This is a genomic window from Stappia sp. MMSF_3263, from assembly GCF_030733745.1.
In the GTDB taxonomy this organism is placed as follows: domain Bacteria; phylum Pseudomonadota; class Alphaproteobacteria; order Rhizobiales; family Stappiaceae; genus Stappia.
Window position 1 is genome coordinate 1 of sequence record NZ_JASHIK010000038.1, and the last position, 22,083, is coordinate 22,083.

Annotated in this window: 19 protein-coding genes and 1 tRNA gene; 11 read left to right on the forward strand and 9 right to left on the reverse strand. The window is 68.7% G+C overall.

Going from position 1 to position 22,083, the window contains the following annotated elements:
* Positions 1-32 precede the first annotated feature (32 nt).
* Entirely contained in the window at positions 33-1,718 is a 1,686-nt protein-coding gene (locus RBB46_RS22565; protein WP_306031325.1) for an acyl-CoA dehydrogenase family protein, read from the reverse strand.
* Between the two features lie 224 nt (positions 1,719-1,942).
* Here RBB46_RS22565 and RBB46_RS22570 point away from each other — a divergent pair, with 224 nt between their 5' ends.
* Positions 1,943-2,803, forward strand: coding sequence for a YihY/virulence factor BrkB family protein (locus RBB46_RS22570; protein ID WP_306031326.1), 861 nt, complete (start codon positions 1,943-1,945; stop codon positions 2,801-2,803).
* A gap of 51 nt (positions 2,804-2,854) precedes the next feature.
* On the opposite strand, the gene RBB46_RS22575 is transcribed toward RBB46_RS22570, so the two are convergent.
* Positions 2,855-3,748, reverse strand: coding sequence for a DMT family transporter (locus RBB46_RS22575; protein WP_306031327.1), 894 nt, complete (start codon positions 3,746-3,748; stop codon positions 2,855-2,857).
* 235 nt (positions 3,749-3,983) lie between these two features.
* Between RBB46_RS22575 and RBB46_RS22580 the strand changes: the two genes are divergently transcribed.
* Complete coding sequence (locus RBB46_RS22580; protein ID WP_306031328.1) at positions 3,984-5,918, forward strand: methyl-accepting chemotaxis protein; 1,935 nt, start codon at positions 3,984-3,986, stop codon at positions 5,916-5,918.
* A gap of 173 nt (positions 5,919-6,091) precedes the next feature.
* Positions 6,092-7,279 (forward strand): NAD(P)/FAD-dependent oxidoreductase, encoded by a 1,188-nt coding sequence (locus RBB46_RS22585; protein WP_306031329.1) that lies wholly within the window; start codon positions 6,092-6,094, stop codon positions 7,277-7,279.
* A gap of 48 nt (positions 7,280-7,327) precedes the next feature.
* Here the strand turns inward: RBB46_RS22585 and RBB46_RS22590 are convergent, their stop codons facing one another.
* Genes RBB46_RS22590 through RBB46_RS22605 form a run of 4 tightly spaced genes read right to left on the reverse strand, consistent with a single transcriptional unit; the run spans position 7,328 to position 9,255 of the window.
* Positions 7,328-7,780: a metallopeptidase family protein gene (locus RBB46_RS22590; protein WP_306031330.1), complete on the reverse strand. Its 453-nt coding sequence runs from the start codon at positions 7,778-7,780 to the stop codon at positions 7,328-7,330.
* Positions 7,781-7,797: 17 nt separating this feature from the next.
* The gene (locus RBB46_RS22595) at positions 7,798-8,103 is read right to left on the reverse strand and encodes a hypothetical protein (protein ID WP_306031331.1); all 306 of its coding nucleotides are present in this window, start codon (positions 8,101-8,103) and stop codon (positions 7,798-7,800) included.
* Positions 8,100-8,663 (reverse strand): disulfide bond formation protein B, encoded by a 564-nt coding sequence (locus RBB46_RS22600; RefSeq protein WP_306031332.1) that lies wholly within the window; start codon positions 8,661-8,663, stop codon positions 8,100-8,102. Before RBB46_RS22600 ends, RBB46_RS22595 begins: the two co-directional genes overlap by 4 nt.
* A gap of 13 nt (positions 8,664-8,676) precedes the next feature.
* On the reverse strand, positions 8,677-9,255 hold the full coding sequence (locus RBB46_RS22605) for a YqaA family protein (RefSeq protein ID WP_306031333.1): 579 nt from the start codon (positions 9,253-9,255) through the stop codon (positions 8,677-8,679).
* A gap of 139 nt (positions 9,256-9,394) precedes the next feature.
* On the opposite strand from RBB46_RS22605, the gene RBB46_RS22610 reads away from it, so the two are divergent.
* Together RBB46_RS22610 and RBB46_RS22615 are read left to right on the forward strand one after the other, a co-directional pair.
* Positions 9,395-9,481: transfer RNA gene (locus tag RBB46_RS22610), tRNA-Leu, on the forward strand.
* 80 nt (positions 9,482-9,561) lie between these two features.
* Positions 9,562-10,293 (forward strand): class II aldolase/adducin family protein, encoded by a 732-nt coding sequence (locus tag RBB46_RS22615; RefSeq protein ID WP_306031334.1) that lies wholly within the window; start codon positions 9,562-9,564, stop codon positions 10,291-10,293.
* Positions 10,294-10,317: 24 nt separating this feature from the next.
* Here RBB46_RS22615 and RBB46_RS22620 read toward each other — a convergent pair whose 3' ends face one another.
* Complete coding sequence (locus RBB46_RS22620; protein ID WP_306031335.1) at positions 10,318-10,827, reverse strand: hypothetical protein; 510 nt, start codon at positions 10,825-10,827, stop codon at positions 10,318-10,320.
* A gap of 170 nt (positions 10,828-10,997) precedes the next feature.
* On the opposite strand from RBB46_RS22620, the gene RBB46_RS22625 reads away from it, so the two are divergent.
* Both RBB46_RS22625 and RBB46_RS22630 read left to right on the forward strand, forming a co-directional pair.
* On the forward strand, positions 10,998-11,501 hold the full coding sequence (locus RBB46_RS22625) for a hypothetical protein (protein ID WP_306031336.1): 504 nt from the start codon (positions 10,998-11,000) through the stop codon (positions 11,499-11,501).
* A gap of 81 nt (positions 11,502-11,582) precedes the next feature.
* Positions 11,583-13,151 carry a CYTH and CHAD domain-containing protein gene (locus RBB46_RS22630; protein ID WP_306031337.1) on the forward strand — a complete coding sequence of 523 codons (1,569 nt, stop codon included), beginning with the start codon at positions 11,583-11,585 and terminating at the stop codon, positions 13,149-13,151.
* 152 nt (positions 13,152-13,303) lie between these two features.
* Here RBB46_RS22630 and RBB46_RS22635 read toward each other — a convergent pair whose 3' ends face one another.
* Positions 13,304-13,675, reverse strand: a complete 372-nt coding sequence (locus tag RBB46_RS22635) for a helix-turn-helix domain-containing protein (RefSeq protein WP_306031338.1) — start codon at positions 13,673-13,675, stop codon at positions 13,304-13,306.
* 322 nt (positions 13,676-13,997) lie between these two features.
* Here RBB46_RS22635 and RBB46_RS22640 point away from each other — a divergent pair, with 322 nt between their 5' ends.
* Positions 13,998-14,726, forward strand: coding sequence for an alpha/beta fold hydrolase (locus RBB46_RS22640; RefSeq protein WP_306031339.1), 729 nt, complete (start codon positions 13,998-14,000; stop codon positions 14,724-14,726).
* A gap of 112 nt (positions 14,727-14,838) precedes the next feature.
* Here the strand turns inward: RBB46_RS22640 and RBB46_RS22645 are convergent, their stop codons facing one another.
* Positions 14,839-17,829, reverse strand: coding sequence for an AsmA family protein (locus tag RBB46_RS22645; protein WP_306031340.1), 2,991 nt, complete (start codon positions 17,827-17,829; stop codon positions 14,839-14,841).
* A 149-nt stretch (positions 17,830-17,978) separates the two neighbouring features.
* On the opposite strand from RBB46_RS22645, the gene RBB46_RS22650 reads away from it, so the two are divergent.
* The 3 genes from RBB46_RS22650 (at position 17,979) to asnB (ending at position 21,375) form a co-directional block, all read left to right on the forward strand.
* Positions 17,979-18,470, forward strand: a complete 492-nt coding sequence (locus RBB46_RS22650; RefSeq protein WP_306031341.1) for a TerB family tellurite resistance protein — start codon at positions 17,979-17,981, stop codon at positions 18,468-18,470.
* Positions 18,471-18,519: 49 nt separating this feature from the next.
* Entirely contained in the window at positions 18,520-19,269 is a 750-nt protein-coding gene (locus RBB46_RS22655; protein WP_306031342.1) for a glutamine amidotransferase, read from the forward strand.
* A 147-nt stretch (positions 19,270-19,416) separates the two neighbouring features.
* The gene (asnB, locus tag RBB46_RS22660; RefSeq protein ID WP_306031343.1) at positions 19,417-21,375 is read left to right on the forward strand and encodes an asparagine synthase (glutamine-hydrolyzing); all 1,959 of its coding nucleotides are present in this window, start codon (positions 19,417-19,419) and stop codon (positions 21,373-21,375) included.
* The last annotated feature ends 708 nt before the right edge of the window (positions 21,376-22,083 follow it).

Below are 22,083 nucleotides of genomic sequence, written 5' to 3' on the forward strand. Positions count from 1 at the left end.
GAAGCGCATCGCCGTGACCAGCCAGCCGCGCCTCAGCCGCGATCCTCCAGCACCCGCCGGGCGATCACCTGCGCCTGGATTTCCGCCGCGCCCTCGAAAATGTTGAGGATGCGCGCATCGCACAGGACGCGGCTGATCTGGTATTCCAGCGCGAAGCCGTTGCCGCCATGGATCTGCAGCGCATTGTCCGCCGCCGCCCAGGCGACCCGCGCGCCAAGCAGCTTGGCCATGCCCGCTTCCAGGTCGCAGCGCCGGCCGGAATCCTTCTCCCATGCCGAGAAATAAGTGAGCTGGCGCGCCGCCATCAGCTCGCCCGCCATCATCGCCAGCTTGTCAGAGACGCGCGGGAAGGCGATCAGCGGCTTGCCGAACTGGATGCGCTCCTGCGCGTAGCGAAGCCCGAGGTCGAGCGCCGCCTGCGCGACGCCGAGCGCCCGCGCCGCCGTCTGGATGCGCGCGCCCTCGAAGGTCTGCATCAGCTGCTTGAAGCCCTGTCCCGGCACGCCGCCGAGCAGGTTTTCATGCGCCACCTCGAACCCGTCGAAGGCAATCTCGTATTCCTTCATGCCGCGATAGCCGAGGACCTCGATCTCGCCCCCCGACATACCCGCCGCCGGGAACGGGTCGCCATCCGTGCCGCGCGGCTTTTCCGCCAGGAACATGGAAAGCCCCTTGTAGCCGGGCTCACTCGGGTCGGTGCGCGCCAGCAGCGTCATCACGTCGGCCCTGACCGGATGGGTGATCCAGGTCTTGTTGCCGTAAATCTTCCATGTGTCGCCCTCGCGCACGGCACGCGTCTTCAGCGAGGCAAGGTCCGAACCGGTGTTGGGCTCTGTGAAGACCGCCGTCGGCAGCACCGAGCCGGAGGCGATCTCGGGCAGCCATTTCGCCTTCTGCGCGTCCGTCCCCCCGCACAGGATCAGCTCCGCCGCGATCTCCGAACGGGTGCCGAGCGAGCCGACGCCGATATAGGCCCGGCTCAGCTCCTCGGAGACGACGCACATGCTCTCCTTGCCAAGGCCCAGCCCGCCGAATTCCTCCGGAATGGTCAGGCCGAAGACGCCGAGCTCGGCCATCTGTCCGATCACCTCAAGCGGGATATAGGCGTTCTCGAGGTGCCACTCATGCGCATGCGGGGAGACCTTGTCGGCGGCGAAGCGGCGCATTTCCTCGCGCACCTGCTCATAGGTCTCGTCCAGCCCCGAGGCGCCGAAGAGCGAGTTGCCCTCCTGCTGGCGGATCAGCTCGACCAGCCGGGCCCGGAGCGTCGGCCGGTTGCCCTCCTCGATCAGCGTCTCGATCGCCGGCACGCGGAAGGAGCCGGCCTCCCCGGCCGAAATCCCCATGTCCGCCGGCCGCACGAACTCGCCCTGGTTCATCGGGATACCGCCGAAGACCTGCGCCAGGTATTCGGCGAAGACGACACGCACGATCAGCTCTTCCGTCTCGCCGAACCCGCCGGCCTCGCCGAGCCGGCGCGCATAGGCGTCGAGCTGCTTCAGCGCCGCCACATAGGTGGCAAGCCAGGCCAGCCCGTGCGTCGCCCGCTGCTCGCGCTCCATCAGCGCCGGCGAGATCCGTCCGTCCTCGCTGACGCGCGCGCGGACCTTGGACGCGGCCGCATCCAGAAGCCCGTCCAGGGCAGCGACGGCCGCGCCCGTCAGCGTGACCGGAGCCTCCCGGGCGGCGTCACCGCCGAACTCGCTCGCTAGTGACATGCATCCTCTCCGCTCTTGTTGTCCCGGCGCCTGTCCCGGCGCCTTCGGGCAAGGCGTTCCGCGCCCGCCCGCATGTTGCAGTGCAAACCATATCGCGGGATCGCCGCGAAGCAATGCTTCTTTTGATCGATGCGAAAAGTAATTTTATTACATCTGTCTCGCGACGCAGCATGAACCGGCGGCCGTCACTTGACCCGCGCCGATGCCTCCCCCACAAGCGAGGCATGAGTGTCCTGCATGCAATCCGCGCCCTTTTCGCGACAATCTACGACGCCGTCATGCACATGACCGGCGATGACGGCTTCGCGCTTGCCAGCCACGTGGCGCTGTCCTCGCTGCTGGCGCTGTTTCCGTTTCTGATCTTCGTTGCCGCGCTGACCGGCTTTCTCGGCATGTCGGACCTCGCCGACCGCATCGCCATGCTGCTCTTCGACGCCTGGCCGGAGCAGGTCGCCCGCCCCATCGCCCGCGAGATCGAGGTGGTGCTGACCCAGCCGCGCGGCGACATCCTCACCTTCGGCATCGTCGCCGCGCTGTGGTTCGCATCCAACGGCGTCGAGGCGCTGCGGGTGGCGCTCAACCGCGCCTATGGCGTTGCCGAGACGCGCGGCTACCTTTTCCTGCGCCTGCAGGCGCTGCTGCTCGTGCTGTTCGGCACCTTCGTGCTGATCAGCTTCGCCCTGCTCATCATCTTCGCGCCGCTGGTCTGGCAGGCGGCGATCGCCCAGGCGCCGCTGCTGGAGCCCTTTACCGCCCGCCTCAACCTGTCGCGCTACGTCATCGCCTCGCTGCTGACATTCGGCGGCCTCTTCGCCGCCCACGCGCTGCTTCCCGCCGGCAGCCGTCGTCTCCTCGACATCCTGCCGGGCGTCGCCGCGACGCTGGTGTTGTGGCTGGTATCCGGCGCCGCCTTCGGTGCCTGGCTCGCCGGTTTCGCCAACTATGTCTCCACCTATGCGGGACTGGCCGGCGTCATGACGGCCCTGGTGTTCCTCTACCTCATCTCCATCTGCTTCGTCTTCGGCGGCGAGCTCAACGCCGCCATCCTGCGCCGCAGGACAAGGCGCGCCGCGCACCCCGCCTGACACGCAAGGCCCGACGGGCAAGATCTGGCCGGCAAGATCTGGCAGACAAGGTCAGGCAGGCGTGCGCCGCGTGCCGATCCGCCTTTCGCGGATCATCAGCAACGCTCCGACGACCAGCGCCGCGCCGGCGATCTGCACCGGCCCCAGCGTCTCGCCGAACAGGAAGTAGCTCTCGATCGCGGTTGCCACCGGCACCAGGTAGAACAGGCTCGCCACCCGCGCCGCGCTGCCGCGCTTGATCAGCACCATCAGCAGCAGGATGGCGCCGATCGACAGCACAAGCACAAGCCAGGCAAGCGCGAACACCAGCTCTCCCGACCATGTGATCCGCCAGCTTTCCGCCAGCGACAGCGGCGCCACCACGGCCAGCGCCCCGAAATACTGCACCAGGGTGCCCGGCACCAGGTCGATGCCCCCGGCGAAACGCTTCTGATAAACCGTGCCGAAGGCAATGCCCGCCACCGCCAGGAGGCAGACCAGGGCGTTTTCCGTCGTCAACCCGCTGGCATCGACACCGATGCGCGGCCCCACCACCAGCATCAGCCCCAGCGCCCCGACGGCCAGCCCCGCCCAGTGCCGGCGCGTCACCGTCTCGCCGAGGATCGGCCCGGCCAGCAGCGCGGTGAGCAGCGGTTGCAGCCCCAGCACCAGCGCCGCAATGCCGGCCGGCATGCCGTTGTCGATCGCGTAGAAGATGCCGCCGAGATAGACGCCGTGGATCAATGCTCCGGCAAGGAAGCAATGGCTCCATTCGCGCGCCCGCTGTGGCCATGCAGCGCCAAGCATAACGGCCAGCACCAGCAGCGGCGGCACGACCAGCGCGAAGCGGACGGTCAGGAAGGCGAAGGGATCGATATAGGGCGCGCCGAGCTTCGAGCCTATGAAGCCAGTCGACCAGAGCAGCACGAAAATGCCGGGGGCGAACTTGTCGAGAAGAGAACGCAAGGGACAATCCGGTTCTTTGGAAGAATCGCGATGACCTTGCTGTGAGGCAATCTGCCGCAAGGTCACAAATGAGATATCTTCAGTGGAATTTTAACCTTCATGAGGAATTCTGGCGCGGGCAACGGATTGCAGTCGAGGTACGCCAGTGTCGCGTTTTAAGGGTTTCGCGTCGGTCTCGAGCATAGTCGGACGGCTGTCCGTTCGCATCAGGATTTTTCTTCTCATCGCGATCACCATGACCGGCCTGGCCGCCATCGGCGGCGTCTTCTGGTGGAGCCAGGCGAGCGTCGAACAGGCATTCAAGCGGGCCGAGAGCTATTCCGGCCTGGCCAGCGGCGTCGGCGACCTTGCCACCTCCGCCGGCGCCATGCGCATCACCGAAAAGACCTATCTGAGCGCCCCTTCCGCCGCCGGATACGACCAGTTCACGGCCCAGGTCGTCACCGCGCGCGAACAGGTCTCGCGCATCGAGGCGCTGACGGCCGCCGCTCCCTATGCCGCGGAAATCGGCCAGGTGAAGACCGCGCTCGGCGATATCGAGGCCACGTTCCGCGACCTTCACGCCACCCAGCAGAAGGTCGGCCTTGTCGACGGCACCGGGGTCACCGGCGGGGCGCTCGGCGCCCTTACCGAGAATGGCGATGCGCTCGTCTCCCGCGTGCAGAAGGAAGCCCGGTTCAAGCGTTCCCCGGCCACCGAGAAGCTCGCCGCCGCCGGCTCGGACCTGCAGCGTACCGAAAAGACCTACCTGCTCGACCGAAGCGACGTCAATCTCGGCAATTTCGAGGTGGCGGCCGCCCGCATCGAACGCGCGCTGGCCAAGGCAAAGCTCGAAGCCGCGACGGCCACCGAGCTCGGCGAGACGCTGGCCGCCTACCGCTCCGCCTTCGACGCCTACACCGCCGCCGGCGCCGAGCGCACCGCGCATGTGGAGAAGCTGGAGGCCTTTTTCGACGTGTTGCCGCCCTATCTGGCGCAGCTGAAGCAGGCCGCCGATGGCGGACAGGCCGAGGCGGCCCGGGCGCTTGCCAGCGGCCGCGACATCGCCGCCGTGATGATGATGACCATCATGGCCGTGATCGTCGCCGTCCTGCTCGTCGCCGGCATTCTCATCGGCGCCTCGATCTCCGCCCCGCTTGCCGCCCTGCGCCAGGCGATGGACCGCCTTGCCGCCGGCGAGACCGACGTCGCCCTGCCCCCGGTCAACGGCCGCACCGAACTTGACGCGATGGCCGCCAGCGTCGTCGTCTTCCGAGACAATGCCATCGACCGCGAGAAACTGGCCGGCGACCAGCGCGCCGAAAACGGCGCGCGCGATGCCCGCATGCGCCATCTCGACACGCTCATTGCCGGGTTCGAGGCAACCGTCGGCGATGCGCTGTCGCATCTCGACCAGGCGGCGGAAGAGCTCGCCGGCGCGTCCGACAATCTCGACGAGGCCGCCGGGCGCGCCGCCGAGGAGGCAACCCTTGCCGGCGACGCCGTGCGGGTCGCCGCCGACAACGTCACCTCGGCGGCCTCCGCCTCTGAGGAGCTCAACGTCTCCATCGCCGAGATCGCCGACCAGGCCAACCGCTCCACCAAGGTCGCCGAAAAGGCCGTGGCCAGCGCCCGCGACACCGGCTCCAGCATGGGCGAGCTGTCGCGCACCGCCGACCGCATCGGCGAGGTGATGGGGCTCATCCGCGAGATCGCCAACCAGACCAACCTCCTGGCGCTCAACGCGACGATCGAGGCGGCGCGGGCCGGCGAGCACGGCCGGGGCTTCGCCGTCGTCGCCGCCGAGGTCAAGGACCTTGCCGGGCAGACCGCGCAGGCGACCGAGGACATCGCCCAGCAGGTCGAGGCGATCCAGCAGGCCTCCGCCAACGCCGTCATGGCGATCGGCGATGTCGAGCAGATCATCGTTCAGATGAACGACATTGCCGGCTCGGTTGCCGATGCCGTCGGCCAGCAGAGCATCGCGCTGCGCGAGATCACCGAGAATGTCGCCCGCGCCTCGGAGCGCTCCGGCACCGGAGCCGAGGCCATGGGCCGCGTCAGCGGCGCCACCGAGCACGCAAGGGGCACCGGCACCCTTGTGGGCGACCTTTCCGACACGCTCGGCGACCAGGCACGGCGGCTGCGCAAGGAAATCGGCAGCTTCCTGGAAAGCGTTCGCGCCGCCTGAGCGCCGCGCGCGAACACCCCGCTTCCTGCCCCGCCTAACCTTCGGCACGCTTCCCGGCAGCCTCCCGGGACGCGCGGCACCTCGCCGCGCGTCTTCTTGTCTGCGGCCACGGGACTTGGCGGGTGCCGCTCCCCCGTGATACGTCGCCACAGTGCGCAAGCGGAGGATCGTGAATGCAGGACAGCATCGTCATCGTCGGAGCGGGCCAGGCCGGCGCCCAGGCCGCGCAATCGCTTCGCGCAGGAGGCCATGGCGGCCGCATCACCCTCCTTGGCGAGGAGCCGCATCCCCCCTATCAGCGCCCGCCCCTGTCGAAGAAGCATCTCGCCGGCGAGATCGGCGACGAGGCGCTGCATCTGCGCCCGCCGAGCTTCTACGAGCAGAACACGATCGACTGCCGCTTCGGCGTCACCATCGAGGCGATCGACCGGGAGGCCCGCGCCGTGATCCTCTCTGGCGGCGAGCGCATCCCCTATGACCGGCTTGTGCTGGCCACCGGCACGCGGCCCCGCGCCCTGCCGATTCCCGGCGCGGAGCTTGCCGGCGTCGTCACCCTGCGCAAGATCGCCGATGTCGAGGCGATGCGTCCGCTGCTGAAGGCGCCCGGCCGCGTCGCCATTGTCGGCGGCGGTTATATCGGGCTGGAGGTTGCCGCCGTCGCCCGCGCCATGGGCCACGAGGTCACCGTCATCGAGGCGCAGGACCGGGTGATGAAGCGCGTCGTCTCGCCCTCCGTCTCCGCCTATTTCGAGGCCCTGCATCGCGAGCGCGGCGTCACCTTGATGCTGAACACCGGCATCACCGGCTTTTCCGGTACGGACCGTATCGAGGCGGTGCAGCTCGCCGACGGCGGCAGCCTTGCCTGCGACATGGCCCTCGTCGCCGTCGGAGCAGTGCCCAATGACGAAGTGGCGGCCGCCGCCGGCATCGATGTCGATGACGGCATCCTCGTCGATGGCAGCGGCGAGACCTCCGATCCCTCGATCCATGCCGCCGGCGACTGCACCCGTTTCTTCTCGGCCCTCTACGGCCGCTCCATCCGCCTGGAAAGCGTGCAGAACGCCATCGACCAGGCCAAGGCGGTGGCCGGCGCCATTCTCGGCGCCGATGCCGACTACGATCCGGTGCCCTGGTTCTGGTCCGATCAATACGCCACCAAGCTGCAGATCGCCGGCTTGTCGCAGGGCCATGACGAGGCCCGCACCTTCGGCGATCCCGCCTCGGGCAGCTTCTATGTCGCCTATCTGCTGGCCGGAACGCTCGTCGCGGTGGACAGCATCAACCATCCGCGCTCGCACATGATGGCGCGCCGCGCCATCGGCAAGACCTTCGAAGAAGGCCTGCTGCCACCGGTCGGCTGAGGCAGGCGGGAACCGGAAGAGGCGTGTGCAAGGAGCTCCGGCGGCGGCTCAGTCCGCGTCCGCCTCCAGCGCCTCCATGTCGTCGTCGGACAGGCCGAAATGGTGGCCGATCTCGTGCACCAGCACATGGGTGACGATACCGCCCAGCGTCTCCTCGTGGGCGCACCAGTAGTCGAGGATCGCCCGCCGGTAGAGCCACACCCGGTTGGGCATTCGGCCGCTCCAGCTCTCCGCCCCGCCCTGGGCCAGGCCGAGGCCCTCGAACAGGCCGAGCAGCTCGAACGGGTCCTCGATGCCGAGCCCGTCCAGCGCCTCGTCGTCGGCGAAATCGGCAACGCGGATCTCGATGGTCCCGCACAGCTCGCGGAATGTTTCGGGGAGTTCCTCCAGCGCCCGTGCGGCAAGCGCCGCAAAGTCGTCCAGCGACGGAGCGGCCGCGTCCCGCCAGTTGCCGGCAAGGCCGGCACCGACGCCCTCCTCGCCGTCCGCGCGTCGTCCCATGGCGTTCTCCCCGAGCCTCAGAGATAGGTCCAGATCAGATAGACGACGAGGCCGAGCGCGAAGACCGCGCCGGCCGAGCGGCCGATCCTGCGGCCGAGCCGTTCGATCGGATCATCGTCACCGGCCGTATCGCCGCTCCGCGAGGCCCCCTCGAACGTCGTCCGCAGCACCGTCTCGCTCTCGCGCTCGGCCCGCGCCAGCGTCGCGCGCGCCTCCCGCTGGCGGGCAGCGTCGCGTTCCTGGCCGTGCCCGGCATTGCCGGAATTCTGGCCGGGCCCCTTGCCAGGCCGCGTGCCGGTGTCCTTGTCCCCGTCGCCGCTCACGACGACGTCCCCCGGCGCAGTACGGCCGCGGCGGCGAGTGCCAGCAGCGCCAGCCCGGCGGAGATCACGGCGTTCCAGCCGGCAAAGGACAGGCCGAACATCCGCCAGCTTGCCTCGGTGCAGCTCACCACCCTGGTGGAGCGCAGCGCATTGAGCATGTTGGCCGCCGAACCGGGCGCCGCCGTGCCGCCGCCGCAATCGCTCGGCCCGGCCCAAAAGCCCCATTCGGCGCCGGCCTGGTAGACGCCGAGCGCGGCCCCGTAGGCAAACACCGCCGCCACCGCCAGCAGCAGCAGGGCGGCCAGCGTCCGCCGCGACGCGGCCCCCGCCGGGGCGATCATCAGCACCAGGGCCAGCACGGCCAGCGGCAGGCCGACATAATAGGGGATGCGCTGCTCCAGGCAGAGCTTGCAGGGCACATAGCCCCCGATCAGCTGGAAGCCCCAGGCGGTCAGGATCGAGGCAAGCCCGCCGGCGATCACCAGCGCGGTCGCGCGCAAGGCGAGCGCGGCCCGGCTGTAGGAGGAGGTGCGGCTGTCCGGGGACCCTGCAGGGCTCATGCTGTCAACCTCGTCACAGATATCGGATGGCGATGAAACCGCCGACCAGCCCGACCACGAACACCGTGAAGACGAGCCCCAGCCGCTGCTCGATGAAATGCCGGATCGGCGGGCCGAACAGGTAGAGCAGACCCGCGACGGCGAAGAAGCGCAAGCCCCTGGCCAGCACGCTCGCCACCATGAACACCGGCAGGCTCAGGTCAGTCGCCCCGCTGGCGATGGTGATCACCTTGTAGGGGAACGGCGTGATACCGGCGATGAAGACGATCCAGGCGCCATATTCGTTGAAATTGGTGCTGAACGCCTCGAACTTGTCGAGATAGCCGTAAAAACCCAGGATCGGCCGCGCCAACTGGACGAAGAGCAGGGCGCCGATGGCATAGCCGAGCGCCCCGCCAAGCACCGACGTCACCGTGCACAGCAGCGCGTAGGAGAAGGCCCGCGCCCGCCGCGCGATCACCATCGGGATCAGCAGGATGTCCGGCGGGATCGGAAAGAACGAGCTTTCGGCGAAGGAAACGGCACCAAGGGCCACCGGCGCGCGGGGGCCGGAGGCGAGCGACATGGTCCAGTCGTAGAGGCGGCGCAACATGGCGCGTAATTAGCCGGAAGCGCGCCGCTTGTCACCATAATCCGGTGCGGCCGATGGCCCTGTGTGCACAAGCGGTCCGGGCCGGATGTTTCAATTGACGGCATCGGCGCGATGGCTATGATCGCGCCGTTTCCTGCGGGCCCCCGTGGCGGAATTGGTAGACGCGACGGATTCAAAATCCGTTTCCCTAACCGGAGTGTCCGTTCGAGTCGGACCGGGGGCACCATCGGCCGGAACGCAGGCCCTCCGGAAAGCGACATCTCCGGAACCCTCCCCGTCGGAAACCGGCCGCCGGAAGGCCCGCCCATGTCATCCGTTTCCCCCTCTCCCGCCTTCCCGACCCCTGAGGAAGACCTCGCCGCGCGCCTTGCCGTCATCGAGACCTGCCGGCGCATGAACGCCCTCGGCATCAACCAGGGCACCTCCGGCAATGTCTCGCTGCGCCATGGCGAGGGGTTCCTGATCACTCCCTCGGGCATCGACTACGATGCGATGGTTCCGGAGCAGGTCGTGCCGGTCCATCTCGACGGCAGCTATTCCGGCGATTGGCTGCCCTCGTCGGAATGGCGGATGCATTTCGACATCTACGCCTCGCGGCCCGAGGCCGGCGCCGTGGTCCACACCCATTCGCCGCACGCCACCGCGCTCTCCTGCCTCAGGATCGAGATCCCGCCCTTCCACTACATGATTGCGGTTGCCGGCGGTAAGACGCTGCGCACCGCCGCCTATGCCACCTTCGGCACGGCGGAGCTGTCGCGCGCCATGCTCGCCGCGCTGCAGGATCGCACCGCCTGCCTGCTCGCCAATCACGGCATGATCTGCTTCGCCCCGCGCCTCGACAAGGCGCTGTGGCTGGCCGGCGAGATCGAGGCCCTGTGCCGGCAATACGCCATTGCCCGAAAAATGGGTGAGCCCGTCATCCTGTCGGATGCCGAGATGAACGAGGTGATCGCCCGTTTCGCCACCTACGGCAGGCAGCCGGAAGAGCTCGACGGCGCCGGCGTTGCCGCCGTCGAGGCGCCGCGCCGCCGGACGTGACGTCCCGCACCCTGGCCGGCTCGCTCACTCGGCGGGTGGCGGACGGTGGTAGCCGGGCCCGATCGTCAATGGTCCCTGCGGCGAGGTTTCCTGTTCGAGTTCGCTGGTCAGCACCGTTTCGTGCGTCTCCAGCGGCTCGGCTCCGCCATACTCGTAGAGCTTCACGGTCACCGCGTAGGCGCGCCCCTTGACGACGCCGGACAGCGGCGGCGTTTCCAGTCCGTAGCGCATCTCGCCATGGCGGATGCGGGTCTCGGCCGAGATCGGCGCCCCGCCGGCCGGGTTCTCGAACTCCGCCACCAGCCGCGATTGCGAGGGTGTCGGCTTCTGCACGATCGCCGTGACGCCGGCACGAACCTCGCCGAGCCGGTAGTAGAAGAGGAAACCGCCGCCGGCGATCCGCACATGGGTCATTGCCGCCTGCTGCTGCCGGTTGTGGACGACGATCACGGTGGCGATCAGCGCCAGCGCCAGACCGGTAACGACGGCCGCGATGCGAAAGCCCCGGGTTTTCTCGAATTCCATCACGGCCATGGCGTCAGCCTCCTGCACCCCCTCCGGACCCACGCAGATCACACCGGATCGCGGCAAGGCTCAAGCCTTCTCTCCGGGAAGCGGCAAGAAGCCGGTGGCGGGGTGCGGCGCGAGATGCTTCACTTCGCCGGTCGCGGCCGGCTTCGACCGGTTTTTGGGGGGCGTTCAGGATGACACATATTTCGCTGCGGGCGCTGCTGCTCGCCTTGCTTGCCTGCTGCGGGCTTGCCGGTCCTTCGGGGCTCCTTACCCCGGCCGCGGCCTCCGACCTGCATGCCGGCTACTACTATCCGGTGCCGCGCTCGCGCGAGGTCTATGTCGCCCGCGTACCGGTCGCCGCCGACGCGTCGAAGCGCTCGCGCGCCGCCTTCGCGGTCGGTTTCGAACAACAGCAGATCGCTCGCGGCAACGCCCCCGACTTCCATCTCTTCGTCAAGGGCAACGAATTCGAGAAGATGATCATCGTCGCCACCGGCCCGGGCCGCTACGACACGCTCTACCGGATGCGCGCATTGCTTGCCGCCCTCACCTCGCAGGCCCGCACCACGCCGCTGTTCCAGCAGAGCGAGGCGCCACACGAACTCACCTTCCTCGACTTCTGCAAGCTGATGGGCTTCACCCAGGTCACCATCTCCGACGGAGACACCCTCGCCCACCAGATCGTGATCGACTGACGGCGTTGCTAGCCGGCAAACAAAAGCGCGCTCAGTGCGCTTTTGTGGACAGCCCCGGGAAAACCGGCTAGAGCGATCTTCATGACTGTTACGCAACGCGAAATCGAGCTCAAGCTGGAGCTGGCCCGCCCCGCCATGCAACGTCTCAGGACGGAGCCGGCGCCCGATGGCTTCACCGTCGGCCGCGCCGCCACGCGCACGCTGCGCTCGATCTATTTCGACAATGCCGACAGGGCGCTGCGCAAGGCGAAATGGTCGCTCAGGGTGCGCAAGGTCGGCCGTGCCTGGATCCAGACGGTCAAGGCCGGCACCGGCGTCAAGGGCGGCATGTCGAAGCCGCGCGAGGAGGAAGTGCCGGTCGCCGGTCCGGCCCCCGATCTCACCCGCATCGCCGATCCCGGCCTGCGCGAGGGCCTGTGGCGCCTCGTTGCCGGCCTGCCGCTCGAGCCGGTCTTCGAGACGATGATGAAACGCACCACGCGCATCTTCGAGACAGTCGACGGCTCGGTCATCGAGATGGCGCTCGATGCCGGTGAAATCCGCGCCGGTGAACGGATCGCGCCGCTCTTCGAGGCCGAACTGGAGCTGAAACAGGGTCGCCCGGCGGACCTCTTCCGTCTCGCCGGCGCCCTGTCCGGCACCGCCGTGGCGCGCTTTTCCACCCTCACAAAGGCCGGGCGCGGCTATGCGCTTGCCAACGGCGAGACACCGGAGATCAAGGCCAGGACCGCCGCCGATGTCGATCTCGATCCGGCGACCGACACGGCCGAAACCGCCTTCCGCGCCATTCTCGTCTCCTGCATGGACCAGATTGCCGCCAATCGCGACGTGACGCTCGACAGCAACGCCCCGGAAGGCCCTCACCAGCTGCGCGTCGGGCTGCGCCGGCTGCGCAGCGCCCTCAAGGTTCATCATGCCCTGCTCGAGAGCGAGGTTCGCGCCGGCCTCGACGCCGCCGCCCGCGATCTTGCCAACCGGGTCGGCGACCTGCGCGACCTCGACGTGCTGGCCGAGGAGATCGTTGCCCCGGCGGCCGGGTTCGCCCCGCAAGCGCTTGCCGCCGACCGGCTTGCCGAACTCGTCCTGTCCGGCCGCGAGAAGGCCCGCGCAGCCCTGCGCGCGGCGCTGCTCGACCCGTCCGTCAACGCGCTGCTCTTCCGGATCGGTGCGCTTGCCGAAGGCGATGGCCGCAAACTGCCCGAGACGGGCAACGAGGCCGCCGACGGCGGCAGGCCGCTGGCCGAGTTCGCGGCCGAGGCTCTCGACAAGCGCTGGAAGGCCGCCGCAAGGCTGGCGGCCCGCATCGAGGACCTGACGCTCGAGGAGCGCCACGACCTGCGCAAGGAGCTGAAAAAACTGCGCTACACGGTGGAGTTCTTCCGTCCCGCCTTTGCCGCCAGGAAGGTCAAGCCGTTTCTCTCCCGGCTGAAAACCCTGCAGGACGTCTTCGGCTATCTCAACGACGTGGTCATGGCCGGCCGCCTCGCCGATATCGCCACGTCGGGACAAAGGAAGCAGCCCGCCGCCACGCTGCTTGCCGCCGGCTTTGTCATGGGCTGGCACGAGGCACGCGCCGAGCATGCCTGGGAAAGCGCCCGCGCGCTGTGGGACGAGACCCGCCGCGTGCGCAAGTTCTGGCGCGACCGCTAGGGATGCAGGTTCTGGACGCAACCCGCCACGGCGTGGACATATGATCGTGCTGGAAACCGCGTCCGGTCCGGCCATGATCCGCCAGAAAGGATGTGTTCGGCAAGACGGGTTCGCCCCAACGGATCGGGTGGAGAGCCCTCAACGCGGCAGGCCTACCTCTCCTCCCTCAGGTCATAGGCTTCCTGCGCCTGCTCGATCTCGTGCAGATGGTTGATCGCCCAGTCGAACGCCGCGCCGAGCGGGACTTGAAGGGTGCGCCCGAGGTCCGTGATCGAATACTCGACCGCGACCGGTGATGTGGCGAACACCCGCCGAACGACCAGCCCGTTGCGCTCCAGGCGCCGGAGCGCCTGTGTCAGCGCCTTGTGCGTCACGCCTTCCAGCCTCCTCCTCAACTCGTTGAAGCGCGTCGGTTTCTCAAGGAGGACGGTGAGTATCATCACCGACCACTTGTTGGCGACCTGGTCGAAGAAGGAGCGCGCGGCGCAGTCCGAAAAGAACACCGCATCAACCTGGCATGACATCCCGATATCCTCGCGTATACCTGCGCGCCTGAAAGTGCATTCTTGATCCTAGATATACAATCGATATCTATTCTGCAACACACGCAGCACCCGGGACGGCCGCCTCGACCCTCGCCAGTGCAGGGAGGCGGGCACTGAGCCCGGCAGATGACAGAGGATGCAAATGAACTCCAACCAGCACGATTTTTCCCGGCGCAGCCTGTTGAAACTCGCCGGTGCGGCGGCTGCGGCCGTCGCAACCCGCGGCGGCGCGCCGGCAATGGCAGCGGAGACGCCGGTAGCCAGCCTTTTCCGCACGGATGTCGGCACGGGCAGGAATGTCATGCTCCTGCATGGCTGGACGTGCGATTCCAACGACTGGATCGGACAATTGCCGCTGTTCGAGGGCAAATACCGTGTCGTCGCCCCCGACCTGCGCGGGCACGGCAGGTCCCAGGTGATGCCATCGGGCGCCTACGCCCCGGCTGACTATGCGGCAGACATCGAAGCCCTGATCTCGACGAGTTACCCGGGTGAGAAGTTCGTCATCGCGGGGCACTCCATGGGTGGACAGATTGCCGCCCGTCTCGCTGCAAGGAGGCCCGATCTTGTCAGTGCGGTCGTGTCCGTCGACGGCGCGCTCGGGTTTGGCCCCGATGCGGCGGGTTTCTTCGCCAAGGTGACGGATGACCTGTCCGCCGGCGATCCTGGCACCGTCGTGCCGGCCCTCTTCCAGGCCGTTTACGACCCGGCGACCGATCCGGCATTCAAGCGCTGGCATGCGCGCCGCGTCCAGGGGATGCCGGCTCACGTCGTGCGTGAATCATTCGGTCCGCTTTTCTTCGGCGCCGACCAGATCGGCACCGGAAGGAACAGCGCGGAATTCTGCAGGCAACTGGCGATGCCCGTCTATCACCTCTGCCGCGATCCCGCTCAGGCCGGGCGCATGCGACCATGGTTCACGCATCCGAAATCGAAGGTCGATGTCTGGTCCGATGCCGGTCACTGGATCATGCAGGACCGCAGGGATGACGTGAACGCCGCGATCACGGCATGGATCGATGCGCTCTAGGGTCGGGACCTGACGTTCATTTCACCTGACGGCGGACACTGAACGGACTTCAGGTCCACCTCGGGAAGCCCGGAAACCGTCGGCGGCAACGCACCAGCGGAGCCGCCGACACTCAGGGCGACGGCTTGTCGTTGGTCTCGCCGTTCTCGGGTGCCTGTTGCTGCGGCTGCTGCCGCTTGTTGCCAAGGCCGAAGGAGCCGAGGAAACCGGATGGCAGGCCGAAGCCCTGCTCGACAGCCTCCAGCACCTCGCCGTCGTCGACCTCGCCTTCGATCACCTTCTGTACGTCGATACTGGTATTGCCGCCGGTCGCCCGCTGCAGCGCCTCGTTGGCGGCATTGGTGGCCGCGTCGGTGAGCGAGCCCTCCGGCGCCGTCCCCCCGCCCAGCGACTTGAACAGGCCCCCGCCGAGGCTTTCCAACTGCTTCAGCGCCGCCTGCGGGTCCTCCAGGATGCCCTTGATGTCGGGGTAGATCTGCGGCCGGTCCCAGGAACCGCGTACCACGACCGGGACGCCCAGTCCCTCCAGGTCGCGCGCCTCACCCTTGCCGCGCGGCACCGGCGCCCCGCCCTCGAGGCTGGCGACGACCCGCGGTTCAAGCCGCCAGTCGAGGCTGCGTTCAGGCATGTCGACACGGCCCGCGCCGCTCATCCGGATCAGCGGACCGATCAGGGCCAGGTCTTCCGATGCGGCAATGCCCCGGGTAATCTGGAAACTTGCTCCCAGCGCGGAAAAATCCGTCTTCTGCTTGGGGTTTTCGGCCCAGCCGAGCAGCGTATCGACCGTAAGGCCGCGCACCATTCGCGGAATGTTGAGCCCCCGGATCGCGCCGTCGGCGAAGTCGAACCGGGCGGTGCCGTTGAGATCGGCGACAAGTTCGTATTCGCTGACGCCCCGCGCCGTGACGTCGAGCTCGGAGCCCACCCGGCCCTCGATCCAGTCGAAATCGGCGGCCGCCGACAGGAACGGCCCGGCATTGAGGTCGGTCAGCTTGAAGCGCGCCGCCAGTTCGGGAATGCTGCCGCTGCCATCGAGCACCACCGCGCCCTGGCCCTGGCCGCCGTAGAGCGCCATCTCGGTCAGTTCCGCCGACAGCCGGCCGCCTTCCAGCTTGACGTTGAGCCGGCTGCGCCCGATCTCGAGCTTTTCCCTGACGATGGTCCCGGCGCTGAGCGTCAGGTCGGCGTCGACCGCCTGCAAACCGCTGAAGTCGATCGGCGCGCGGCTCCACGAGCTGCCTTCCGCGCCCGGCACGCGCGCCTCGCCCGGAGGGGCCGCGGCGCCGGAGGCGCTGCCCAGATAGGGATCGAGGCCGAGCCGCTCCAGGTCGAGCCGCGCCGTCAGCTTCGGCCGCGCGCCAAGGCGCAACTCGCCCTCGCCCTGCCCGTTCGTGTCGTCGAGACGGATCTTCGCGCCGGAAAACCGCACCGTCTCGCCGCTTGCCTCCAGCCGGCCGGAAAAGCCGAAGGGTCCGAGCCCGCCGCCGGGGGCAAGCGGGGTGCCCAGCCAGGCGGCCAGCGCCCGCAGGTTGGCCGTCTCCAGCACGACATCGCCGTCGATGTCGCCGGTCGGCGACAATGCGCCGTCATAACCGACCTTGAGATGCGAGCCGTTGACGCGCAGCCGCGTCGGCGCCGGCATTCCGGCCATCATCAGCGCCGGTGTGGCGCTGCCCTCGACGCTGAACGCCTCGCCGCGCCAGGTCAGCCCGCCGCTGAGCGACACCGGGGCATCGAGCCCCGCGAAATCGAGCGCCAGCGCCAGGTCGTCGATGCGCCGCGCGCCCGCATCCTCGCCGAGCGGGCCGGGAACCGGCAGGTTGTCGATGCCGCCGCCGGAAAGCGACAGCCGGCCCGACGCATCCAGCGTTCCCAGCAGCATCGCCATGTCGCCGCCGCTGGCCGACAGGCGCAGCGAGCCGCCAATCGTGCCGCGCGCCTTTTCCGCGCGTCCGGCAAGCGTCAGCAGCGTCGCCAGGTTGGCCTTGGAGACCTCGATCTGGGCGTTGATTACCGGCGCCTCGCCGGCAAGCGCGACGTTGCCCGCCATCCTCAGTTCCGCGCCCGCCACATTGGCGGTCAGGCTGGCAATGTCGATCCGGGCCGCGTCGCCCGCGATGTCCGCGTTCATCCGGTAGGCGCCCGGATCGCGCGGCAGCGCGCTGCCCAGCGCGGCGAGCGTCTCACCCAGCGCCTCGCCCTCGAGCGTGACGCGCAGCCGGCTCGGATCGCCGAGGGACACGTCCCCCGTCGCGGTGGCGCGCGCTCCGGCGCCGCTGAGGCTGAGATCGATGCCGCTCGAGCTGCCATTGGCGAGCCTCAGCGGGGCGGCCAGCGCACCGGCCACTTCCAGCACGACACCGTCCTCGATGCCGCCAAGGGTCAGTTCGCCCTCGATGTCGAGCGGTCCCGACAGCGCCGGCAGGCGCAGCGTCACGTTGATCGCCTCCGCCGTCTGCCGCGCGCCGCTGCGCCGGTCGAGATAGGTGAAGGAACCGTCCTCGATGGTCAGCCGGTCGACGCCGATCCGGGCCAGCCCGAGGCCGTCGACCTCCGCTCCGAGCCGCGCATCGTCGCCCGAGGCCTCCGCGGCGCTCTGGCGCAGCGCCAGGGCGCCCTCGCCCCCGTTCTCCGCGTTGCTTTCGGAAATTGCCTGTGTCGCCGCGCTCCAGCGGTCGGCGGGAAAGCCCGTGCCGCCGGCCTCGCCCGTCATTGCCGCGCCGCCGCCTGCCATGCCCCAGTTCGGCTGGCCGTCCTCGCCGATTTCCAGCGAGATCGCTGGCCGCTCGAGAACCACATGGGTGAGCTGCACCTCGCCGCCGAACAGCCCGCCCCAGGCAAGGCCGAAATCGACCTCCCCGGCCCGGGCGAATTCCCCCGCGCCGCCGACCGAGATGCCGACATCCTCCGCCGTCAGCCGGAAGCCGGGCACGAGCGACAGCCCGACCGGTCCGTCGAGGCGCAGGCGCCAGCCGGTGCGCTGTTCGATCTGGGCGATCAACTCGGCGCGGATCGCGTCCTTGGGCAGCAGCAGCGGCACCACGAAGGCGGCCGCCAGAAGCACGAAAAGCAGGCACACAAGGCCGACCAGCAGGCGTTTCAAGGCATGTCTCCAGAAAGCGCGAATCACCGGCAGTCTACGCCAAAGCGTGTCGACAGCATGGCCGAACCATGCGGGAAACCAAGGACGGCATGGACATTCGCCCGCCAATTGCCGATGCTGCGCGGCGAGTGTACGGCTCTGGAGGGCACATGTTTTCAGCGTTGAAGCGCTTTTTGCGAAATGCGGTCACCGGCGAGGACGGCGGCATGACCTTTGCCGAGGACGATCACCGGCTCGCCGCCGCTGCCCTTCTGGTCCATATCGTCTCGGTCGACGGCGTCGTCGACGAAGCCGAGCGCACCACCCTGTACGAGGTTCTGGAGCGCAATTACCAGCTCACCCCGGACATGACCGCCGAACTGATCCAGGCCGCCACGCGCCGCGACAACGAGGCGGTCGACCTCTACGGCTTCACCTCCGTGCTGAAGCGCAGCCTGGAGATCGAGGAACGTCTCAAGGTGCTGGAGATGATGTGGGAACTCGTCTATGCCGACGGCACCGTGCACGAGTTCGAGGACAACACGGTCTGGCGGGTCGCCGAGCTGCTCGGCATCTCCTCGCGCGACCGGCTCGCACTGCGCCGCAAGGTGGCCGGCGAGGCACCCTCGCCGGCAGGTGCCGCCGACGAGGGAGAGACCTGAACCCTTTGGCCCCTCGACGCATCCTTGCAATGCACTATAGACTGGACCGATGATCCTCGACCCCAAGCAACTTGAGGGCCGCCCCAAGGTCCTCATCGTCCTGCATCAGGAAACCTCGACGCCGGGCCGCGTCGGCCAGGAGCTGGTGAAGCGCGGTTTCGCCCTCGATATCCGCCGCCCCCGCTTCGGCGACCTGTTGCCGGAGACCCTCGCCGACCATGTCGGCTCGGTGATCTTCGGCGGCCCGATGAGCGCCAACGATACCGACGCCTTCATCGCCCGCGAGATCGACTGGATCGACGTGCCCCTGCGCGAGAAAAAGCCGTTCCTGGGCATTTGCCTCGGCGCCCAGATGCTCGCCCGCAACCTTGGTGCGAGAGTGCGCGGCCATGACGATGAACTGGTCGAGATCGGCTATTACGACCTGCATCCCACCGATGCCGGCAGCCGGATGATGTCCTGGCCCGGCAAGGTCTACCAGTGGCACCGCGAAGGCTTCGACATGCCCGCCGGCGCCGAGCTTCTGGCCAGCGGCGACACCTATCCCAACCAGGCGATCCGCGTCGGTCCGGCCGCCTACGGCATCCAGTTCCACCCCGAGCTCACCTACCAGATGATGGTGCGCTGGACGACGCGCGCCGCCCCGCGCATGGCGCTGCCCGGCGCCCGCCAGCGGCGCGATCATTTCGCCGGCCGCTTCGCCTTCGATCCGGCGGTGAAGGCCTGGCTCGACGACTTTCTCGACCGCTGGATCGGTCATGCAGACGCCCGCCCGCTTGCCGCCGAGGCCGCCGAATAGGGCATTCATCCGGCACGCCGCCGCTTCCCCGCCGGCAAGAAACAAAGTGCCGTCTTCTCCCGAATGATTTAAGGGAACGCCGAAGGAAACGCGCGCCCCGGCCTGACGCTGCGGGATGCGCCGGATCACAGCGACACGGAGCGCCCCATGTGCGGAATTGCCGGCATCTTCGGACCCGACGCGGCCAGCCCGCGCGATCCTGCCGTGCTCGCCGCCATGGACCGGGCGATCCACCACCGTGGCCCTGATGCCGGCGACATCTGGCGCGACGAGGCCGCCGGTGTCGCATTCATCCATCGGCGCCTGGCGATCCTCGACCTCACCCCCGCCGGCGCCCAGCCGATGCACTCGCCCTGCGGCCGCTTCGTCATCACCTATAATGGCGAGATCTACAATTATCTCGACCTGCGCCGCGAGCTGGAGGAAGAAGGCAAGGCGCCCGCGTGGCGCGGCCATTCCGACACCGAGGTGCTGCTCGCCGGCGTCGTCGCCTGGGGTCTCGCCGAGACCTTGAAGCGCGCCACCGGCATGTTCGCCATAGCGCTTTGGGACCGAGAGAAGCGCACCCTGACGCTCGCCCGCGACCGCTTCGGCGAAAAGCCGCTGCATGTCGGCCTGTTCGGCGGCGAGATCGCCTTCGCCTCGGAGATCAAGGCACTGAAGGCCCATCCGGGCTGGCACGGCCGGGTCGACCGGCAGGCCATCGCCCAGTGTCTGCGCCATGGCTACATCCCCGCGCCGCGCACCGCCTTCGAGGATGTCGTGAAGATCGCGCCGGGCGCCTGCGTCGAGCTTTCCCCCGGCCGCATGACCCCCGGGACCTGGCGCGAGACCCGCTTCTGGGACACGCTCGGGGAAGCCCGAACGGCGCGCGCCAACCGCTTTTCCGGCAGCGAGGCGGAGGCCGTCGACCAGCTCGATTCGCTGCTGCGCGAATCCGTCGCCCGCCAGATGATCTCCGACGTGCCGCTCGGCGCGTTCCTGTCCGGCGGCATCGATTCCTCCACCATCGCGGCAATGATGCAGTCGCTGAGCGCCACGCCGGTCGAGACCTTCTCGCTCGGCTTCCACGACAAGTCGACCAACGAAGCCGAGTTCGCCCGCTCGGTCGCCGGGCATCTCGGCACCCGGCACAACGAGATCTACCTCTCCGGCGAGGAGGCGCGCGATCTCGTCGTGCAGATGCCGGACGTCTATGACGAGCCCTTCACCGACCAGTCGCAGCTGCCCACCTACATGGTCGCCCGCTTTGCCCGCACCCGCGTCACCGTCAGCCTGTCGGGCGATGCGGCCGACGAATTGTTTGCCGGCTACGGACGCTACCATTCCATCGCCCGCCAGTGGAGCGGATCGCCCGGCGCGCGGATCGGCCGGCTTGCCCGCCGCGCCTATGTCTCCGCCCAGCTGGCCGGTCTCGTCGCCCCGGCCGAGCGCTTCGGCTGGAGCCGCATCGGCTCGAGAAGTCCCGCCGGAATGCGCTTCCGCCTCGAGGAAAAGCTCGCCGGACTGTCGGCCGACACGGCCCTTGCCGCCTATGAGCGCAAGTTCACCCTGCTCGACACCGCGCACCGTCTGGTCGAGGGCAGCCACCGCGAGACCCACCCGCTGCTGGAAACGGTCGCCGCCGAGCGCGACTGGAGCGTGCTGGAACAGGCGAGCATGCTCGACCTCGCCCACTACCTGCCCGACGATATCCTGGTGAAGGTCGACCGCGCGGCGATGGCGCATGCTCTGGAAACGCGCGTTCCCTTCCTCGATCCGGCCATCGTCCGCTTCGCCCTTTCCCTGCCCGACCGCATCCGCACCATGGGCGGCGAGCGCAAGGGCATCCTGCGCGCCGTGCTCGGCCGCTACGTGCCGCGCGACCTCTGGGACCGGCCGAAGCGGGGTTTCGGCATTCCCTGCGCCGACTGGCTGAAGGGACCGCTGCGACCGCTTGCGGAGGACATGTTCTCCTCAGCCGAGATCGCCCGCGTCGGCATCCTCGACGAAAGCCTCGTGCGCCTCTTCTGGGACGATTTCCTGGCCGGCGACCGCCGCCGCGCCAACATCGTCTGGGCGATGTTCGTGGTGCAGCTCTACCTCTCGCGCCAAAAGGACGCCTGACGCGGCTGCCGTCATCCCGGCTGCGGGCGCAGCCGGAGAGCCGGGAACCAGAGGCCACCCCCGGCAGGGACGGGACGCGAAGCGCCTGCCTCCTCCTCTGCCGTCACCCCCGGCTTGACCGGGGGCCCATTGGCAACCCCCGCGGATGTGACAGGCACCGCCGGTCGCGGCAGGCACGAAGCCCTGGCACCGGCAATGGGTCGGAGCGCCGTGCGGTTGCCGCCGGCAGCGAGCCTGCCCGGCAAGAGCCAGCACCGCGCCCCCATCGCCCCCGCTCTGGGAACGAATGGGCCCCCGCTCTTCGCTCCGCTCCGGCGGGGGTGACGGCCCGAGGGTGGAACGAGGCCATGCACCTCCCCGAAAGATTTTGGCGATGCCCTCGCGGCCCGCATCCGGACGGCGCCCCCTCTCCGGTGTCACCTCCGGCTTGACCGGGATCCATTGGCACCCGTGGGCCGGAGCGGGACGCGAGGCGCTTGCCCCCTCTCCGATGTCATCCCCGGCTTGACCGGGGATCCATTGGCAACCCCGGCAGATGTTTCCGGCGCCGGCGGTCGCGGCAGGACCGGCTCGCGGCCTCCGCACTCTCTCTGGAAACGATTGCTCCCCGCTCGAAGGCGGGGGTGACAGCCTGCGTGAGCTGCAAGGGCGGCGGACCGTCCCGCACGCAGGCACGCCGCAGCCCCCCGGAATGGGGGCCGGGGCAAC

Coding starts and splice junctions, on each gene's coding strand:
- RBB46_RS22585 (WP_306031329.1), top strand. CDS start 6,092: ATGCAGGACAGCATCGTCATCGTCGGAGCGGGCCAGGCCGGCGCCCAG.
- RBB46_RS22630 (WP_306031337.1), top strand. CDS start 11,583: ATGACTGTTACGCAACGCGAAATCGAGCTCAAGCTGGAGCTGGCCCGC.
- RBB46_RS22640 (WP_306031339.1), top strand. CDS start 13,998: ATGCTCCTGCATGGCTGGACGTGCGATTCCAACGACTGGATCGGACAA.
- RBB46_RS22655 (WP_306031342.1), top strand. CDS start 18,520: ATGATCCTCGACCCCAAGCAACTTGAGGGCCGCCCCAAGGTCCTCATC.
- RBB46_RS22620 (WP_306031335.1), bottom strand. CDS start 10,827: ATGGCCGTGATGGAATTCGAGAAAACCCGGGGCTTTCGCATCGCGGCC.
- RBB46_RS22570 (WP_306031326.1), top strand. CDS start 1,943: ATGAGTGTCCTGCATGCAATCCGCGCCCTTTTCGCGACAATCTACGAC.
- RBB46_RS22600 (WP_306031332.1), bottom strand. CDS start 8,663: ATGAGCCCTGCAGGGTCCCCGGACAGCCGCACCTCCTCCTACAGCCGG.
- RBB46_RS22565 (WP_306031325.1), bottom strand. CDS start 1,718: ATGTCACTAGCGAGCGAGTTCGGCGGTGACGCCGCCCGGGAGGCTCCG.
- RBB46_RS22580 (WP_306031328.1), top strand. CDS start 3,984: ATGACCGGCCTGGCCGCCATCGGCGGCGTCTTCTGGTGGAGCCAGGCG.
- RBB46_RS22590 (WP_306031330.1), bottom strand. CDS start 7,780: ATGGGACGACGCGCGGACGGCGAGGAGGGCGTCGGTGCCGGCCTTGCC.
- RBB46_RS22650 (WP_306031341.1), top strand. CDS start 17,979: ATGTTTTCAGCGTTGAAGCGCTTTTTGCGAAATGCGGTCACCGGCGAG.
- asnB (WP_306031343.1), top strand. CDS start 19,417: ATGTGCGGAATTGCCGGCATCTTCGGACCCGACGCGGCCAGCCCGCGC.
- RBB46_RS22615 (WP_306031334.1), top strand. CDS start 9,562: ATGTCATCCGTTTCCCCCTCTCCCGCCTTCCCGACCCCTGAGGAAGAC.
- RBB46_RS22635 (WP_306031338.1), bottom strand. CDS start 13,675: ATGTCATGCCAGGTTGATGCGGTGTTCTTTTCGGACTGCGCCGCGCGC.
- RBB46_RS22625 (WP_306031336.1), top strand. CDS start 10,998: ATGACACATATTTCGCTGCGGGCGCTGCTGCTCGCCTTGCTTGCCTGC.
- RBB46_RS22605 (WP_306031333.1), bottom strand. CDS start 9,255: ATGTTGCGCCGCCTCTACGACTGGACCATGTCGCTCGCCTCCGGCCCC.